This is a genomic window from Streptomyces sp. NPDC046122 (assembly GCF_056429965.1).
The window spans coordinates 128251-143675 of record NZ_JBWKLQ010000016.1 but is presented as its reverse complement, the minus strand read 5'-3'; the positions used below and the strand labels follow the sequence as shown (position 1 = coordinate 143675).

At 68.9% G+C, this 15425-nt stretch carries 14 protein-coding genes and 3 pseudogenes; 7 read left to right on the top strand and 10 right to left on the bottom strand.

Annotation, left to right across the window (positions count from 1 at the left end):
- Window positions 1-634 precede the first annotated feature (634 nt).
- From AC07FK_RS29980 to AC07FK_RS29960, 5 genes and pseudogenes are all read left to right on the top strand, one after another.
- Window positions 635-2326 (top strand): alkaline phosphatase D family protein, encoded by a 1692-nt coding sequence (locus AC07FK_RS29980; protein ID WP_479108072.1) that lies wholly within the window; start codon window positions 635-637, stop codon window positions 2324-2326.
- Between the two features lie 373 nt (window positions 2327-2699).
- Window positions 2700-2873, top strand: a pseudogene (locus tag AC07FK_RS29975) (helix-turn-helix domain-containing protein); the annotation flags it as partial.
- A gap of 138 nt (window positions 2874-3011) precedes the next feature.
- Complete coding sequence (locus AC07FK_RS29970) at window positions 3012-3281, top strand: hypothetical protein (protein ID WP_479108071.1); 270 nt, start codon at window positions 3012-3014, stop codon at window positions 3279-3281.
- A 415-nt stretch (window positions 3282-3696) separates the two neighbouring features.
- Complete coding sequence (locus AC07FK_RS29965; protein WP_479108070.1) at window positions 3697-4188, top strand: DUF4231 domain-containing protein; 492 nt, start codon at window positions 3697-3699, stop codon at window positions 4186-4188.
- Between the two features lie 251 nt (window positions 4189-4439).
- Window positions 4440-4517, top strand: a pseudogene (locus AC07FK_RS29960) (LexA family protein); the annotation flags it as partial.
- 105 nt (window positions 4518-4622) lie between these two features.
- Here the strand turns inward: AC07FK_RS29960 and AC07FK_RS29955 are convergent.
- Window positions 4623-5153, bottom strand: coding sequence for an SMI1/KNR4 family protein (locus AC07FK_RS29955; protein ID WP_479108069.1), 531 nt, complete (start codon window positions 5151-5153; stop codon window positions 4623-4625).
- Between the two features lie 482 nt (window positions 5154-5635).
- Complete coding sequence (locus tag AC07FK_RS29950; RefSeq protein WP_479108068.1) at window positions 5636-6370, bottom strand: hypothetical protein; 735 nt, start codon at window positions 6368-6370, stop codon at window positions 5636-5638.
- A 253-nt stretch (window positions 6371-6623) separates the two neighbouring features.
- Here AC07FK_RS29950 and AC07FK_RS29945 point away from each other — a divergent pair, with 253 nt between their 5' ends.
- Window positions 6624-7649, top strand: a complete 1026-nt coding sequence (locus AC07FK_RS29945) for a hypothetical protein (protein WP_479108067.1) — start codon at window positions 6624-6626, stop codon at window positions 7647-7649.
- 531 nt (window positions 7650-8180) lie between these two features.
- Window positions 8181-8576: a TIGR02391 family protein gene (locus AC07FK_RS29940; RefSeq protein WP_479108066.1), complete on the top strand. Its 396-nt coding sequence runs from the start codon at window positions 8181-8183 to the stop codon at window positions 8574-8576.
- Window positions 8577-9029: 453 nt separating this feature from the next.
- Here AC07FK_RS29940 and AC07FK_RS29935 read toward each other — a convergent pair whose 3' ends face one another.
- The 8 genes and pseudogenes from AC07FK_RS29935 to AC07FK_RS29900 form a co-directional block, all read right to left on the bottom strand.
- On the bottom strand, window positions 9030-9851 hold the full coding sequence (locus AC07FK_RS29935) for a MerR family transcriptional regulator (RefSeq protein WP_479108082.1): 822 nt from the start codon (window positions 9849-9851) through the stop codon (window positions 9030-9032).
- 130 nt (window positions 9852-9981) lie between these two features.
- Window positions 9982-10485, bottom strand: coding sequence for a cupin domain-containing protein (locus tag AC07FK_RS29930; RefSeq protein ID WP_479108065.1), 504 nt, complete (start codon window positions 10483-10485; stop codon window positions 9982-9984).
- A gap of 750 nt (window positions 10486-11235) precedes the next feature.
- The gene (locus AC07FK_RS29925; protein WP_479108064.1) at window positions 11236-12117 is read right to left on the bottom strand and encodes a hypothetical protein; all 882 of its coding nucleotides are present in this window, start codon (window positions 12115-12117) and stop codon (window positions 11236-11238) included.
- Window positions 12118-12586: 469 nt separating this feature from the next.
- Window positions 12587-13867, bottom strand: a complete 1281-nt coding sequence (locus AC07FK_RS29920; protein WP_479108063.1) for a HEAT repeat domain-containing protein — start codon at window positions 13865-13867, stop codon at window positions 12587-12589.
- Window positions 13868-14360: 493 nt separating this feature from the next.
- Window positions 14361-14564 (bottom strand): hypothetical protein, encoded by a 204-nt coding sequence (locus AC07FK_RS29915; RefSeq protein WP_479108062.1) that lies wholly within the window; start codon window positions 14562-14564, stop codon window positions 14361-14363.
- A gap of 11 nt (window positions 14565-14575) precedes the next feature.
- Entirely contained in the window at window positions 14576-14791 is a 216-nt protein-coding gene (locus AC07FK_RS29910) for a hypothetical protein (protein WP_479108061.1), read from the bottom strand.
- A 46-nt stretch (window positions 14792-14837) separates the two neighbouring features.
- Window positions 14838-15101, bottom strand: coding sequence for a hypothetical protein (locus AC07FK_RS29905; protein ID WP_479108060.1), 264 nt, complete (start codon window positions 15099-15101; stop codon window positions 14838-14840).
- Window positions 15102-15136: 35 nt separating this feature from the next.
- Window positions 15137-15268, bottom strand: a pseudogene (locus tag AC07FK_RS29900) (ATP-binding cassette domain-containing protein); the annotation flags it as partial.
- Between the last annotated feature and the right edge of the window lie 157 nt (window positions 15269-15425).

The following is a 15425-nucleotide window of genomic DNA, read 5'->3' as shown; positions in this document are numbered from 1 at the left end:
CGGTCACCCGCCCGCCGCCGGCCCCCGCCCTGCGGACGCTTCACCTCCGTGGGCGGCACCACCCGCCGGAACAACACCCACAACTCGTCCGGCACTAAACGCTCAACCAGATCCGTCATGCACCGTTCAACGAACGATCAAGCCATAAGAAACGACGCCTTAGGGCCTGTGTGATGTTGTGATCATTGGGGGGTGGTATTGAGCAGGTCGTCGATCCAGATCGTTGCGGCGCGGAGGTGACTGTTGAGGGGGCAGACGATGCGCCCGGCTGCGACCAGAGCGAGGAGGGAAGGTCCGGGCCTGAAGTCCGCGGTGGATGTGCTGCCCGCTGGGGGTGCGGTCGGGGCACATGGCGGCAAACCCGTCCCCGGGGACGTTCTTGCCTGGGTCGAGCACCGTCTGGCCGGCCAGGTCCTCCATGGGCACCGTTGCGCGCTGCCAGAGGCGAGTCGGTGGAGACGGCCAGGACCCGGCCCCCGGGGCGCACCATTCCCTCGCCGTCGCCGCTGACCCGCCGCTCCCGTGTCCGCCGCGCGGGGCGGCCGGGCAGCACAACGGCGCCGTTTCCGCCGTCCCCTCAGTACTGTAAAAGCGGCCGCTCCCTACCGTGCGGAGCGCCAGAAGGGAACTCTCGATGGCCGGTCTGAGGCTGGGCCCGCTCCTGCGCCATGTGGACTGGGAGACGGGCACGAGCGCGACGGTGTGGGTCGAGACCGACCGGGCGTGCACGGCGGAGGTCCGGTGCCCTGGCGGCGCCGGTGGTTCGGCCCCCACGTTCCGCATCCTCGGCCACCACTACGCACTGGTAGTCGTGACAGGACTCACCCCCGGGTCCGCCACGAGGTACGAAGTGCTGCTCGACGGCGAGCGGGTATGGCCCCTTCCGGACTCGCCCCAGCCGCCCAGCACGATTCACACACCGCCGGTCCCGGCGACGGGCGCGGTGGTCGCCTTCGGCTCGTGCCGGTGGGCGGCGCCTGCCGTGGGCGAGCCCGATCCGGTGGGACCCGATGTCCTCGACACCCTCTCCGCCCGGCTCGCCGCCGACCTAGAGGCCGAGCGTCCGGACGTTCTCCTCCTCCTCGGCGACCAGGTGTACGCGGACGAGACCTCCGCCGACACCCGCGCCTGGATCGCCCGGCATCGGCGGGCCGCTGGCACCGGCTCCGCCGCCCCACCCGATCAGGTCGCCGACTACGAGGAGTACACCCACCTCTACGACGAGTCCTGGGGCGACCCCGAGCTGCGCTGGCTGCTCTCGACCGTACCCAGCTGCATGATTTTCGACGACCACGACGTCATCGACGACTGGAACACCAGCGCCGCCTGGGTAGCCGACATGCGGGCAACGCCCTGGTGGCACGAGCGGATCACCGGCGGCCTGATGTCGTACTGGGTCTACCAGCACCTCGGGAACCTTTCCCCCGCCGAGCTCGCCGAGGACACGTTGTACGCGGCGGTACTGGCGGCCGACGACGGTACGGAGGTGCTGCGCGCGTTCGCCGAGCGCGCCGATGCCGACCCTGCGACGGTGCGCTGGAGCTACCGCAGGGACTTCGGCCGCACCCGGCTGGTGATGGTCGACACCCGGGCCGCGCGGGTTCTGGAGGAGCAGCAGCGGGCGATGCTGGACGCCGAGGAAGCGGCCTGGCTGCGGACGCAGGCCTTCGACGACCCCGGCGGCGTTGACCACCTGCTGATCGGGACCTCGCTCCCGTGGCTGCTGCCCCCGATGGTTCACTTCGCGGAGGGCTGGCACGCGGCACTCTGCCGGGGCGAACGGGGACCTCGCTGGGCACGCTTCGGGGAATGGCTGCGCCGACGCGCGGACCTGGAGCACTGGGCGGCGTTCACCTCGTCGTTCGAAAATCTCACGGAGACGGTCGCCGAGGTAGGCAGAGCCGACGCCGCTCCGGCGACGGTGTGCGTGCTCTCCGGAGACGTACACCACGCGTATGTGGCGGAGCCAGTCTGGGCCACCGGACAGCAGCCGCGCTCCCACGTCTTCCAGTTCACATGTTCACCGCTGCACAACTCGGTGCCCGCAGCCATACGGATCGGATTCCGTTTCGGCTGGAGCCGGTTCGCGAAAGCGATCGGGCATCTCCTCGCCCGCCACGGACGGGTTGCAAGACCGGCGGTCCGCTGGGAGCGCACCGGCGGACCCTGGTTCGGCAACCAGTTGATGACACTGACACTGCGCGGACGTACCGCGCGGCTACGGCTGGAAAAGGCGGCGGGCGGGAAGCGGGGGCGCCGCGGGACCGACCGCGCCGGAGCCCGGCTCCTCGGTGTCCTCGACCGGAGTCTGGCAGATGGAAGTTGACCCCCAGCCGGACGGTGCCCCCCAACACCCACAGACCCATACGCCGCGGCGACGGTCGAACGAGTGAGCTGCGTGTCGGCCGGTGATCAAACATGCGTGACGGGTGCGGCGCCGGAGCAGTGGGGAAGCCCCCACAGGCCATGCTTGCGGTAGGCCAGGCGCATGCGCTGCACCGTGTTGCGCGAGACGCGGCCGAAGCCGAGCGCGGTCAGCTCCTCGACCGAGCGGCTGCGCTGTGCTGGTCGCGCGTATAACCGGCTAGGGTCCTGGGGTGGTTCGTGCCGGCATGGAGCGCGCGGGTTGGGACCGGCTCTGCTCACATGTGCTCTGGGGAGCAGTAATGCCGGGACACTCCGCGGGCCACGACGTCGCCGTGCTGGAGGAGGAACTCGGCAGAGACCCGGCAACGCACGGCTTCGAACACGAACGCTGGACCCTGGTCCGGGTTCAGACGGTGATCCGCCGTCGGCTGCGAGTGAGCCTGTCGGTGGCGACGGTGTGGCGGCTACTGAAACGGCACGGCTGGTCTGGCAAGCACCCGCCCCGAAGTTTCCCGCAGTGAGATCGCTTCGCGGCCTTCGGCGCGTGCATATGGGCGAGAGGGGCCGGTGAACGGCGGTGACGACTGCGTGTTGTGCGCGCTGCCGTGGCAAGCAGCTATCCGAGACCAGTGCCTGGACCGAACATGTTCGCCTGGCTGGTGGACAAGGTGGCCCTGAGGCGTGGCCGGACGGTGATGCTCTGCGCGGCGGTGGTCACGATCGTGTGGGCGATGGTGGCGGTCGCTCAAACCTCATCATCACTGCCCACCGAAAATGACGGTCTTTTTGCTCCGGCAGCCACAACACCACCTGGGCTGCCATGGGAGCCCGGTTCAGCTCAGCAGTCGTTCGTGGTGTTGTCCCGGCCGGCGCAGGTGATCAGTGTGAGCTGGGGTTTCGTGGTGGGGGCGTAGACGCGTTCCGAGGGAAAGGTCTTCTAGGTGGTGGAGTCCAGGTGCCCGAGCGGGCCCACCTCCGTGTCCGCACGCTGCCTGACCTCCCCCTCCCGCTCTGAGGGAGGCCGGGCGAACCGACTGCCTGCACCGGCCTTTCAAGATCGTTCTTGCCCGTTGTCCCAGAACGATGTTGAGGGGCGTGTGCGGTGCGGCTGCCGTTCCCGTCGGTGCCGCCGCTAGGACTTCCGGGTGCCGGGCGTCGCGCTCAGGCCCGACGCTCGCCTGCGAGCGTCCTGAGGCTCGGGTTGTAGAGGGCGGTGTGTGAGGTGATGTCGGTTTCCCGTTGAGATTGGGATGGGGCCACGGTGGGCTAGTGCGGGGTCACGCTCGGCCCGGCCGTTTCCTGTAACGAGGCCCCTTCGTCCCCTCAGCCATGCAGCATGGTTATGTGCTAATACCGAGACGGACACCACCCGAACCTTTCCCGGCATCTGACGATCCGCTGCTCGCGCACGCGCTCATGGACCTGGCCTGGTACGCGCGAGCCCGTGATCGCGCGCGCCGATGGCACCGGACAGTAGAGCTGTCCGCTTTACTCACCGGCGCCGGCACCGTGGTGGCCGCAGGTCTGCAGTCCCCCGCCGCCATCACGGCCGTCATGGCCGGCGCCACCGTCTTCATCGGTGGATTCCGCCAGGTCTTCAACCACCTGGAGCGATATGTTCTGGCGGCGGAAGCGTGGTCGCGGCTTCGCCTGGCCGTCCAGCGCTACACCCTAGTCCCGGAGTCGGAGCGGGACGAGGCCGCGCGCGGACGCCTGCAGGATGAGATCGAGGCGGTCGCGATGACGGAGCTGTGCGACTGGGCCGCCAGCCGCCGCGGGACACAGTCCGGTTCCCTGCCTGCAGGACCGCCGTCTGCTTAGCGGGCGGTTCCTGAGGTGATTCTCGTCTGATGGGAGTGGGCCAGGGCTGCTGGTCGCGGGGCACAGTCGACTACTGCTTCCTGGCGAAGCTGCCGGTGTCGACCTCGGCGAGAATGTCGAGCTTGACCAGGCGTTTCAGCTTGACGCGGGTGCCCTCGACGTTCTTTGGCAGCAGTTCATGGTCGAGGGCTTCGCAGACGTCGCGGGCCCGTAGGGGGTGGTGGCCTCGTTGAAGACGGCGAGGATGCGGGGGTAGTCTCGTGGCCGCCATGCTGGACGGCGAGGCCACGGTGAAGCGGTTCAAGCGCGAGGACGGGCACGTGTGGCTGCGCTGCTCCCGCACAACGCTGCCCGTCGGCTTCTGCTCCCGCGAGGTCTACAGACACCTCAGGAGCACGAGCATTCTGGACACGGCGGGCTCGACCGGAGCCAGATCATGACGCCGACCGGCTGCCGTCCGCGTCATCAAGGTCGAAGGACGCGGCCGCAGTCAGCCGCTCGACGAACGTCTGGAAGTCCGTCGCCAGCTGGAGCTCCGAGTCGGTGTCCACGTCGAACCACGTCACGGACGGCTCCCCGCGCTCTCCGCATACCCGGTAGTCGAGAGCGATCCAGCAGTGACCATCACCGGAGAGCAGAACCAGGGGAGACGGAAGACCCCACTCCTCGACCAAGTAGGGCGAGTCCAGCAATGAAAGTCGGTCGTCGTGACGGCCGATGCCCATCATGTCGTCGAGCGGCACGTTGTTCTCGCTCCACGACGTCGGCACATCGGTCGGGAACGCGTTCCACCACTCCGCTACCAGGCCGCCGTTCTGGACCCGCAGGATCTCCAGCAACGAGGCCGGCAGACGGACACTGAGCTGGCGCTCGGCATCCTGAACGACCGCGTCGGTCAGCGGTGGCTGAACCCCGTACAGGCCCTCGCCCCAGAACGTCGCCTTAACCTCATCAAACCGAGCCACGAACACATCCTATGGACCTCGCAGCCCGGCTTGCCGATCTATAGGAGCTTCAACAAGGCGGACCCAGCGGCTGCGCTACGCACGAGGCGCTGACGCGTCACCTCGGATAGTCACCGTCACGCGATGCGATGGGCGGGCTGCTCGTACCTGACAGGCCGACCATCGACCCCATGCTTATGCCGAGTCGAGTCCGAGGTTGGCGAGGGTGGTGAGTTGGTCCTCACTCAACCGGTGGCGTCGGTTTTTGTGGTTGCTGAGGAATACGCCGAGTCGTACGGATGTCCCGTCGGGCAGTTCTTCGACGTGCTGCCGCCCCACAACGGTCTTCCCTTCCCGCGCGATGTACTGCTTGAGGGCTGTGAGGCCGTGTGTGAAGGCGTCGGAGCCCTTACCCGCCCCCGTCTTTGAGACGGCCGACGCGAGTGAATCACACATCGACTACGACGGACCTGAATCTCCGCCCATACACGGCCTCGGGCCGGTCACGGAATCCAGCCGGCCACCACACGCTCGGCCACCGAGAATTCGGTCCCGCAGTCCGGGCAAACGGCCCGCCCGAACAGGTAACGGACGGCATGCGCCAGGCTCTCCTGGCCGTCCGCCAAGGTCCGCGTGAACAGCCTTCGGGGCAGCCCTTCCAGCTGCTGCGTTCGTGCCGGTTGGAGGGGTGACTTCTCCACTGCTTGCAGCGCGTAGTCGTCGGTGCAGCAGAAGGAGTCGTCCTGTCCGATGACGACGAACATGGTGACGCCACAGCAGGGGCAGTCGACCTCGTACTCCCCCGCTTGCAGGCCGTCCAGGGAGCGGTCCCAGATCTCGACGCCCTCGAAGGAGAGCAGGGCCTGCAGCAGATGCACGTATTCCTCGGCCCCGGCCGTCTGGCTCAGGCGGCGATCGGTGAGGTCATGCAGAACCGCAATCGGAGCCGAGAAGACCGTCAGAGGGCTGTCGGGACCGGACAAGCCGGGCGAACAGGAAACGATGGCTCCCGCCGCCAGCAGCACCCCGCCCAGGGTCTCCGGGCTGCACGCTCTCGCGATCTCGGCCAAGCGCGGAAGTGCTTCGAAGCTGGCGGTGAAGGCGGTGTCCAGCTGCGGACACAGGTGGTCCATCAGCTCGGACCACATACTGCTCGGATCTGTCTCGAATCGATCCAGGAGAGCAGGCACGTGCTCTGCCGAACCGCACGCGTCGGTGAGTGTCGACCAATCCGTCATGCGTTCATCCAACCAGGCGGCTTCGGACGGGCGGCAGCGGGCCGAGATACCCCAAGATCCTTCACGAAACTGCGGTCAGAACCACTGATCTCCCCACCCGACACTCGGAGGTGGGACGGACCTGCTCACCGAGATTCCCCACCCGTGCAACCGCTGAGCTCACCCGCTCGGGGGAGGGAGATCGTTCCGGCGGCCGATGTCACGCCGTCGCAGTCGATGCGACGTTCAGAACATGACAAGTGATGAGCGGACCATGAAGGCACCCTGGAACGCCTGGTGGCAGCGATGGCCGCGCTGGGTGGCCAGGGCAACGGTGCTGTGGGCGGTCCTGTATGCCGGCTTCGGTCTGGCGTCGGCGCTGAGCGGAACCTCCTTGCCGTACCACGGCACTGACTCGAGGGCCTCCGGGCTGGGTTGGGTGGTCGTGGCGGTGGGCGCGCTGGCCGCTTTGGTCAGTGGAGCGGTGATGCTGTACGGGCTGCGGCCGGCGTTGCGGGTGCTGCTCTGGGTGGCCTGCGCCCTGGCCGGGATCACCGCGTTCAGCCTGCTGATGGATGTGATCACGTTGATGCTCGGTCAGGGCGTGGACAGCGGGGTCTCCGCCGCGAACAAGGCCCTCTCGGCCGTCGGGGCGGTCCTGCTGGCGGCCACGGCCCGGTCCGACCGACCGACCGCCGGTAGTGCCGTACGAGCACCGTCCGCTGCACCGCAGATCGTCCGACTCGCCGCTTGGGCAGGGACGCTGGCCTTTGTCCCGTACGCGACGATGAAGCTGGTCTGGGCGTCCGGCGGGACGTTCGCTGGGATCACTGGTGAGGAGATGCTCGCGGTCTCGGAGCGCAACGGTGCCTCGGAGATCTTCCTCACCCTGGAGTCCTGGGGGCTGGACCCGGCCGCGTTACTGGCCGTGCTCGGCGTTTTTCTGCTCTGGGGCCTGGTCCGCCCGTGGGGTCAAGTCTTCCCGCGCTGGACGCTGTTCCTGCGCGGCCGTCGGGTGCCGCGCTGGCTCCCGCTCGCCCCGGCTCTGCTCGGAGCTGCCACGCTCGCCCCGTATGGCGTTGTGGGGGTCGGATACTTGGCCCTGGCCACAGCCGGCGTAGTGACGATGCGGCGTGGCGACTTCCACTCCTCGGGCGACGCGCTGCTGGTCGGCTGGATCGGGATGGTCGCCTTCGCCGTCTACGGCATCGCCCTGATCATCGCGGCTCGCTCGTACTGGCTTCGGACGCGTCCCGCTTGTCAGATGGCTGTCGCCACGGAGAATTCCATCTGCCCCTGACACCACGGCGGGCCGACCAGTCCAGGATGAGCGAAACACCGCCGAAATCGCCCCGAGCTGCTCGGCACGACCCCACACTCCGAGGCGGGCCGCCCAGACCCCAGTTGCCGAAGCAGCCGGTTGGGGAACGAAGAGCAGCCCTGGGGAAAATCGGAGATCCGCATCATGAGCGGCTGTGCCTGCGACTAGACCCGGTCACACCGGACGGCGTTCGAGCCTGTGCTCACCTCCACCCCCGACACGGTGTCGAAGAGGCGTCGGTGCGCGGGGTCGGCCTGGGCGGTCGTCGCGGGCCCGGGCGGTGGTAGGGCGCACGTCGGCCACGGTTGCCCGCGCGTGGCCTGCTGGCAGCATGCGGTACGTGTTCTGGTGGGTGTCATCGGTACCGGCACGCGGCACGGCTGACTCAACCGCCGCCCGGCTTGCGGACGGGCGGCCGAAAGTAGGCTGAACGACTCGCCTCGACTTGTCCGCTGGGGTGGTCCTGGCGGTGTGTGGGGAGTCGGGCCGGCCTGTAGGGGGCTGGCTGACATGCACCCCTTGGTGGGGGGCTCCGCTGCGCGTCTGTGGCGTAACGAGCACTACCGGGAGGCCGTCACCGCCGCCGCGGAGGCCCTCATAGGCCGCGTCCAGGCCCGCACCGACCGCCACGACGTGGCAGCCACCAGCCTCTGGCAGCAGGTCTTCTCCGAAGTGCCGCCGAAGCAGGGAGAGCCTCGCCTGCGCTGGCCCGGCGACCCGGCGAACCAGAGCGTGAAGACGATGAACACGAGCTTGAAGTTCTTTGCCCCCGGGGTGCAGATGACCATCCACAATACCTCCGCCCACGGTACCGATCAGATGACGGCCCAGGAAGCCCTCGAACGGCTCGGTGCCCTCAGCCTCCTGGCCGGCTGGGTTGACGACTGCGATGACGCCACGGCGTAACTCGCCCGGCGGTGTAGGCGGCTGTGGCGGCGACAGGAGCGGAGATGAGGGCGACGGTGATGGCGGGGGATGATGCGTCTGGTGGGCAAAAGGCGTGACGTCGGGGCAGGGGAGGGGGTTCTCAAATTCTGGTTCCGAGCGAGCTGTGACGTCATCGACTCCAGCTCCAGCACTTGAACCCACACTACGGGTCCTGGCTGGCGTACCGCGACGGACGCTGACTGATCGCCGCCCGACGCCGAGGCGGGGGCCCCGCACCCCGTGCCGGCGCGCGGCCGCCTTCTCGCACCACGTGAGCCGCACGGCGATCCCGCGATCCGGGCGCGCACGAAATCTGCTTGCGACTCACGCGGCGTGATTGATGCAGTGCAGCTGCGGACGGTTGCGGTCACCGACTGCCCGGCCGTGACGCTCGAGCTGTGGGGTCTCGGTCTGGGACGATGTCCGTGGGTCTCAGGGCTTGGTCAACGGCGTCTGGAGTTCGGTCACCCAGTCGTCGCGGTTGTCCGGGCACTCGAGGTTGATCTCCCGGGGGTATCCGGTTGACTGGTATCCGTTTTCGTCGATCCACAAGGCCAGGGCCTGGGCCGCGGGCAGCACCGTGTCCATCGAGCCGCGGTGCACGATGGTCGCCGCCTGGTCGATGGGCGGCAGGTCGAGCACCCGCAAGGCGCCGTCCAGGAGCGGGGCCGCGACCTGGACGGCGGCGTGGACGACGATCCTGCCGCCGCCCTCCGGGGCGTCCTCGTAGGAGGCGACACCGGGCCCCGCGGGCGTGACGCCGGCCGTGTGCAGGCGGCGGAACAGTTCGTCGTAGAGCGGCCCGATGACCGGGCTGATGTCCTCCGGTTCGAAGCTCGCGGCAGTCGCTGTCAGCTCCGCCACCCGGATCGCAGGCACGCTCTTCACAACGACGTCGTTCGTGGGCATGTGCCCCTCACTCTCGATCGACCGGAGCCTCGCCTCGACCTGGACCAACCGCGCCGCCGCCGCGGTCATCGTGGCCTCCAGCTCGGCCCTCCGCAGCCGCAGCATGCCGCGCAGTTCCTCAGTGGTGACCTTTTCGTCCAGGATGTCCCGGACCTGCTGGAGGGTGAACCCGAGTTCCTTGAGCGCGATGACACGGTTGAGACGGGCCAGCTGGGCGGCCGTGTAGTGGCGGTAGCCGCTGGCGGGGTCGACGTGGGCGGGGCGCAGTAGGCCGGTCGCGTCGTAGTGACGCAGCATCCGGACCGATACGCGGCCGTGCCGGGCGAAGTCTCCGATGGTGAACATGATGTTCCCGAGTTCAGTACCTGACACGGTGTGAGGGTCAACAAGCCACCTCCCGCCCAGCTGGCTGACAGTGAGGCGTCGGCCATGTGAGGGGCCCGTCAGACAGAGTGACCACGTGCGACATCCTCCTTCAGTGTGCGGCTTCCAGAGCGGCGCGCCATATCGGGCTGTCCACGTAGTGGTTGTCGAAGTGCTCGGAAGACTCGGCGATTTCCTGCGGGCTCGCCTCGCCGCGCATCACCCGGCCGAGCAGCCGAAGGTAGTCGAACCGCGGCATGCCGGGCGTGAAGACGAACAGTACGTCAGCCTCGGCACCGGGAGCCGCCGCGAAAGCGTGCGGAGTGTGCGGCGGTACGAGCAGAAGGTCGCCCTCATCCAGGATCTTCACCTCGTCGTCGACAAGTACCTGCAGGGAGCCGCCGATGACGAAGAACAGCTCCGAGGCACGGGTGTGGAAGTGCGCCGGGGCACCCACAGCGCCCTTGGCGAACTGCGAGCGGTAGCTGGTGAGCGAGCTGCCATCCGTGCCGCAGTCGGCCAGCAGCGTCATGACACTGCTCGGGTCACTCGTGGTCTCGGCGGTAGCGGCGCGAGTCAGAACCGGTGTCAGTGGCGCGGCGTGGGCGGCGTTCATAGTCGTACTCCCTGTGCTGGGCTGCGGCTTCGGGCGTCTCCCGGGGCCTTGTGCTGATCAATCTATGCCAGCAAGAGACCCACCTCATGGTGCATTCTGACGTCCAGATCATGGGTCAATTCTGTGTCTGAGCACCAGCAGCTGTGCCCGAACCCTCCAGGCGCAGCACCGCGCAGGCCCGTACTCAAGGCCCCGCACTCCGTCGCCATGCCTGCCTCCAGGTCCCGCCTCAGCGGCCGTTCTGTCGCTTTTCGTTGCTCGGCATCGCGAAGCGTCGAACACGGCCGCGTCACATGCCTTTGGATGTGGCGGGTCTCGGCAGATCGGATAACTTTCGAGGGGGAGAGGGCCTCGTGCTGAGCTGCCGGGAAAGCTGATGGACTTACAGCCGTCGCGGGGATACTTCTGGGGCAGGTGAGCAGGTGAGCAGGTGAGCAGGTGAGCAGGTGAGCAGGTGAGCAGGGGCGCTCAGCACAGTGATCTGCACAGCGATCGGCCGGGATGTGCCGGCGGTGCGGAACTGGTCCTACCCGGGTTCCAGGTAAGCTTTTCCGTCCTGGGTGATGACGCTGGCGCCGGAGGCTACTGTGTTCGCGCATGTACCGTTCGCAGGTCGAGGGAGATCCGGAACCTCTTGACGTCCTGGGCTTCGCAGTTGTCTTTGCCGGCGGCGGCGCGGGTGAGTTCGAAGCTGTACACCCTGACCTGTGGTTCGCTGGTCTCCCATGCCTGGTTGCACTTCTTGGGGGGTCAGAGCGTGAGCAGGCTTCGCAACGTGAGGCTGATGCCTACGGTGAGTACGGCGAGAGCGGTGAGGACCGTCGCGTAGCGAGTGTATCGGCGCAGGGAGGGCAGGCGGCGTTCGCCCAGAGTGGCGAGCCTGCTTCCACCACTGGAGAGCAGCAGGCCGGCGGCGGTCAGGGTGAGGGCCATGTCGAGGCCGTAGCCGATGACGAGCAGGACGCCGAAGGATGTCCGGCTCAGTGCGATGGCGCCCAGCAGGACGACCAGGGCCGAGGGGCTGGGCACCAGACCGGCCGCGAGTCCTACGCCGACGAGCGCGGGCAGGCCGGTGCGGCGCGGCTTCTTCCCGTCGCGGGAGTCGGTCTCGTGCGCGTGATGGGCGTGGCAGTGTGAGGGGCCGGTTGTGTGCCGGTGCTCATGACCGTGAGTGTGTTCCGGTGTCTCGCTGTGTGCTTGCCCATGGCTGTGTTTGTGGTGCCAGTGCGCCGGGGGCCGTCCCGCCCGCAAGGCCCGCACCGCCGTCACCGTCAGCACCATCCCCAGCACCGCGATCACCGAACCGCTGATCGCCCCCAGCCATCCCAGCAGTTGCTCCCCTACGAAGCCGCCGCTCGCAGTGAGGATCAGGCCCATGGTCAGGACCCCGGCGGTGTGGGTGGCCGTGACCGTCGTCCCGACCGCGAGGGCGGCGCGGACGCCGCCCTCCCGGCGGGCCAGGCAGGCGGCGACGGCGAGTTTGGCGTGCCCGGGCAGTGCCGCGTGGCCTGCGCCCAGGAGCAGGGTCAGCAGGACGGCGAGGAGACCCACCGGCAGAGTGAGGTCCCGGCCCGCGGTCAGGCCGGTGAGCCGGTGCTCCAGCGCCGGGAGGAGCACAGTGCCCCGGTCCACAACCTGAACTGCTGGTACTTCATTTGGTTTCACCTGCCCGTGGGCGCCGGGAGCGGCCCCGCCCGCCCCCGGTTGCGTACGCAGCTCCGCCTTGACCACATCGAGCGGCTGCTCGTCCCCGTCCCGCGGGTAGTGGCGCAGCACATCGCTCGGGCTCTTCGAGGGAACCGACGAACCGGCCAGCCGTACGCGGTTGTCGGGGACAGCGGTGATCTACTTCCAGCCGGTGCGTGTCACATCCGCCCCCGAGGCGAAGGCAACGTCGGCGGGCCGGGAGAGATCTGCGTCAGCCCGCAGGGTGCAGGTCAGCCGGGCGACGGGGACTCCCGCGGTCCCTTTCCCGTACGTGCCTGGAGTGGGCCCAGCGAGGAGGAGCGCCGCGCCCTCAAGCGCCGCCGCGCCGCCCGCCGGGCCGCGTCGCGGAGTACCGGCTGAGGCGGCCACGCCGGCTGGTCGCCGCTACCCGGTGTCAGATCTGCAGGGCGCCGGTGAACGGGCCGTGGCCGATGCCGGGCAGCGTCACGGCGAGCCAGCCGTGGCCGCGGACCCGGGTCTCTTCACCGACGTCGCCCGGGAAGAGCGAGAGGGCCCGCGCCGCGCCTTCGACTCCCCACTCCTGGGAGGCGCCCGGATCCTCGCCGTCCGGTTCGCCCGAACCGCCGGGGGAGCCCTCCCTGAGCGGTGTCTCCCAGGCCATCGGTTCACCGGTCCACTCGGGCTCCCCGTAGCGCCAGTAGCCGCGGTGCACCTCGCCGCCCCGGGCGAGGGTCCAGACCATCGAGTCGCTGTGGTCGTCCTGGTAGAAGAACTGGGCCTGCCCGCACCGCGCGCTGATCCGGGACACCAGGCGGTGGTGGTCCCACGCCTCCTCGCGGAAGAAGGAGTCGGCGTACACCAGCCGCCAGCCGTCCAGTTCGGGGGGCACGAACACCCGGTGGGTCGTGCGCTTCGCGCCGTCCTCGCCCGTCACGGTCGCCGTGTCGTCGTCCATGGCGGACAGGCCCATCGTGATGGTGCAGGGCCGCCGGTCGTGGAGTCCCATGGCCGGGAACAGTTCCTCGTAGGTGTCGGCGGGGACCGCCAGCCAGCAGTGGTCCGGCAGGTCGCCGCGGACGACGTCGTCCGGTTCGGTGACCTTGATGCGTACGAGCCGCTCCCAGGCCCGTACGTCCCGCTCGTCGAGCACCGCCTCACCGCCGATGACGGTCAGGGCGGTCAGCGCGTGCCTGCGCAGCCGGCCCGGGCCGTCGCGGCGTACGGCTCCGAGCGCAGGCACCGCTGCCGCGCCCATCGCCCGGACGGTCTTGGCGGCGGTGTGGCGGACGTACCGGTCCCGGTCGGCGAGGAACGGGATCACCGCCAGGGCCGCCGGGGCGGCGACGGGGCCGAGGTTCTCCAGGCCCCCGAGCGCCTGCCGCCGGATGTCCTGCATGGGATGCCGGAGTGCGGCGGTGTACCGGTCGAGGCACCGCTCGTCGAAGGCCCGCAGAACGTGCCCCAGCTCCCACCAGTCGGGGACGTCCTCGGCCCGCTCCCGGGCGGCCAGTGCCGCGTCGAAGGCTGGGGGTCCGATCAGCCGCAAGGCGTCCCGGATGGCGAAGAACACGTGGCGCTCCACCGTGTGCAGCACGGCCAGCAGCCCGGGGACGGCGGCCGCGCCGGGCTCGGCCAGCCTGCGCACGAGGTCCGCCGTGGCCGCCTTGTCGAACCGGGTGGCGTCCAACGCGGATATGAGTTCGTCCTGATCCATGATCAAGGACTGTAGCCGTGGGGGCCGACCGGGCTCCGGCTCCGCCCGCCCGCGTCACCCCGGGCCACCGTCCGTCGCGCCGCGTCGACGGGGTCTGTTCAGGCCACCCCTGGCCGGTTTATGGTGGTTGGGTCGAAAGTGACCGATCCGGAGCCCCATGGCCAGCCCCCGTACCGCTCCGCGACCCTCACCGGCGCCCTACGCCAGAGCGCGGCGAGTCTTATGACGCGACGGATGGCTGCGCCCGGTCCTCGTCAGAACCTCGCCAGGACGGCCCGCAGGGCGCTGGGCACGTCGGCCGGGTCGACCCGGAGCACGGAGAGAGAGCCGAGCGCGGGGGCATCCAAGGCCGGACGCCGACCTGGAGGACGCGGGGGCATCGCGGACGAGCGCCCGGCGGAGACCGTACGGGGCTGCTCGCCCGTTGTCGTGGCGAACAGCCCCTCACTCACATGGCCGGCTCGTGGACACCCGCCTCCTGTGGCGTGTCTCCTCAGCCGAGCTCCGACAGGTCGAAGCCGACCACTCCACGCCCCATCACGTTCTGATCCTGGAGCGTCAGTAGTGCGGCGAAGAGGAAGTCCCACGGCTCATGGGCCAGCGTGGACACGGCGAGCGTCAGCACGTCCACGAACACCGCAGTGCCGCCGCTGGTCATCTCCAGGTGCTGGCCGTCACCGCCGTCAAAGACCTTCATCTCTTGGGACTTTAGGCCCTTTCGTTGCTGTAGTTGGCTGCCTGCTTGTCCCACATTGTGGCGTACTCGGAGCCCGGCATTGCCATCAGCGATTCGTGCGTTCCTTCTTCGAGCAGCCGGCCTTGATTGAGGACGATGATGTGGTCGGCGTTGCGGGTGGAGCCCAGGCGGTGCGTGATGAGGATGACGGTGCGGCCAGCGCTGAGGGCCCGGATGCGGTCGTACATCGCTTCCTCGGCATGCGGTCCAGGGCCGAGGTCGGTTCGTCGCAGATCAGCAGGGGTGCGTTCTCGCGGTAAACGCGCGGGCTGCGGCGAGCCGTTGCCACTGCCCGGGGGACAGGTCCTGCCCGCCCCACTGGGAGGGGGAGAGGTAGGTGTCGAGGCCCTTGGAGAGAGCTTCGAGCACGGTGTCGGCCCCGGCTGCGACGGCGGCCGCGCGCACGGCGCCGTCGTCCCCGCTTCCTTGGCCGAGGGTGATGTTGTCGCGGGCGGTGGTCTGCCACCGTGAGATGTCCTGCGGCAGCATTCGAGGCATGAGTACACGTCGTCTGGGTCGGCGGTGGTCAGTTCGATGTCGTCCCAGGTGACAGTGCCGCTGGTCGGGGCGTACAAGCCGGCCAGCAGTTTGGTGAGGGTCGGCTTTCCGGCCCCGTTGGCGCCGACGATCGCCAGGACCTCACCCCGGCACACGGTGACACGGATGTCATTGAGGACGGGCTTGTCGCTGCCCCCGAGGGCTGTTGCGGTACCTGCACGCGGCCGGAGGCGGTGGCGTTCGCCCGGCTCCTGTGGGCGTCACTGATGAAGGCGCTCCAGTCTCCGAGGTAGAGGCCGACCTTGTAGGTGGTGTGCATGCGTG

Excerpts from the sequence above, each read along its gene's own strand:
- AC07FK_RS29970 (WP_479108071.1), top strand. The coding sequence starts at position 3,012 with ATGTTCGCCTGGCTGGTGGACAAGGTGGCCCTGAGGCGTGGCCGGACG.
- AC07FK_RS29945 (WP_479108067.1), top strand. The coding sequence starts at position 6,624 with ATGAAGGCACCCTGGAACGCCTGGTGGCAGCGATGGCCGCGCTGGGTG.
- AC07FK_RS29930 (WP_479108065.1), bottom strand. The coding sequence starts at position 10,485 with ATGAACGCCGCCCACGCCGCGCCACTGACACCGGTTCTGACTCGCGCC.
- AC07FK_RS29980 (WP_479108072.1), top strand. The coding sequence starts at position 635 with ATGGCCGGTCTGAGGCTGGGCCCGCTCCTGCGCCATGTGGACTGGGAG.
- AC07FK_RS29905 (WP_479108060.1), bottom strand. The coding sequence starts at position 15,101 with ATGCCTCGAATGCTGCCGCAGGACATCTCACGGTGGCAGACCACCGCC.
- AC07FK_RS29920 (WP_479108063.1), bottom strand. The coding sequence starts at position 13,867 with ATGGATCAGGACGAACTCATATCCGCGTTGGACGCCACCCGGTTCGAC.
- AC07FK_RS29950 (WP_479108068.1), bottom strand. The coding sequence starts at position 6,370 with ATGACGGATTGGTCGACACTCACCGACGCGTGCGGTTCGGCAGAGCAC.
- AC07FK_RS29935 (WP_479108082.1), bottom strand. The coding sequence starts at position 9,851 with ATGTTCACCATCGGAGACTTCGCCCGGCACGGCCGCGTATCGGTCCGG.
- AC07FK_RS29940 (WP_479108066.1), top strand. The coding sequence starts at position 8,181 with ATGCACCCCTTGGTGGGGGGCTCCGCTGCGCGTCTGTGGCGTAACGAG.
- AC07FK_RS29965 (WP_479108070.1), top strand. The coding sequence starts at position 3,697 with ATGCAGCATGGTTATGTGCTAATACCGAGACGGACACCACCCGAACCT.
- AC07FK_RS29910 (WP_479108061.1), bottom strand. The coding sequence starts at position 14,791 with ATGTACGACCGCATCCGGGCCCTCAGCGCTGGCCGCACCGTCATCCTC.
- AC07FK_RS29915 (WP_479108062.1), bottom strand. The coding sequence starts at position 14,564 with ATGAAGGTCTTTGACGGCGGTGACGGCCAGCACCTGGAGATGACCAGC.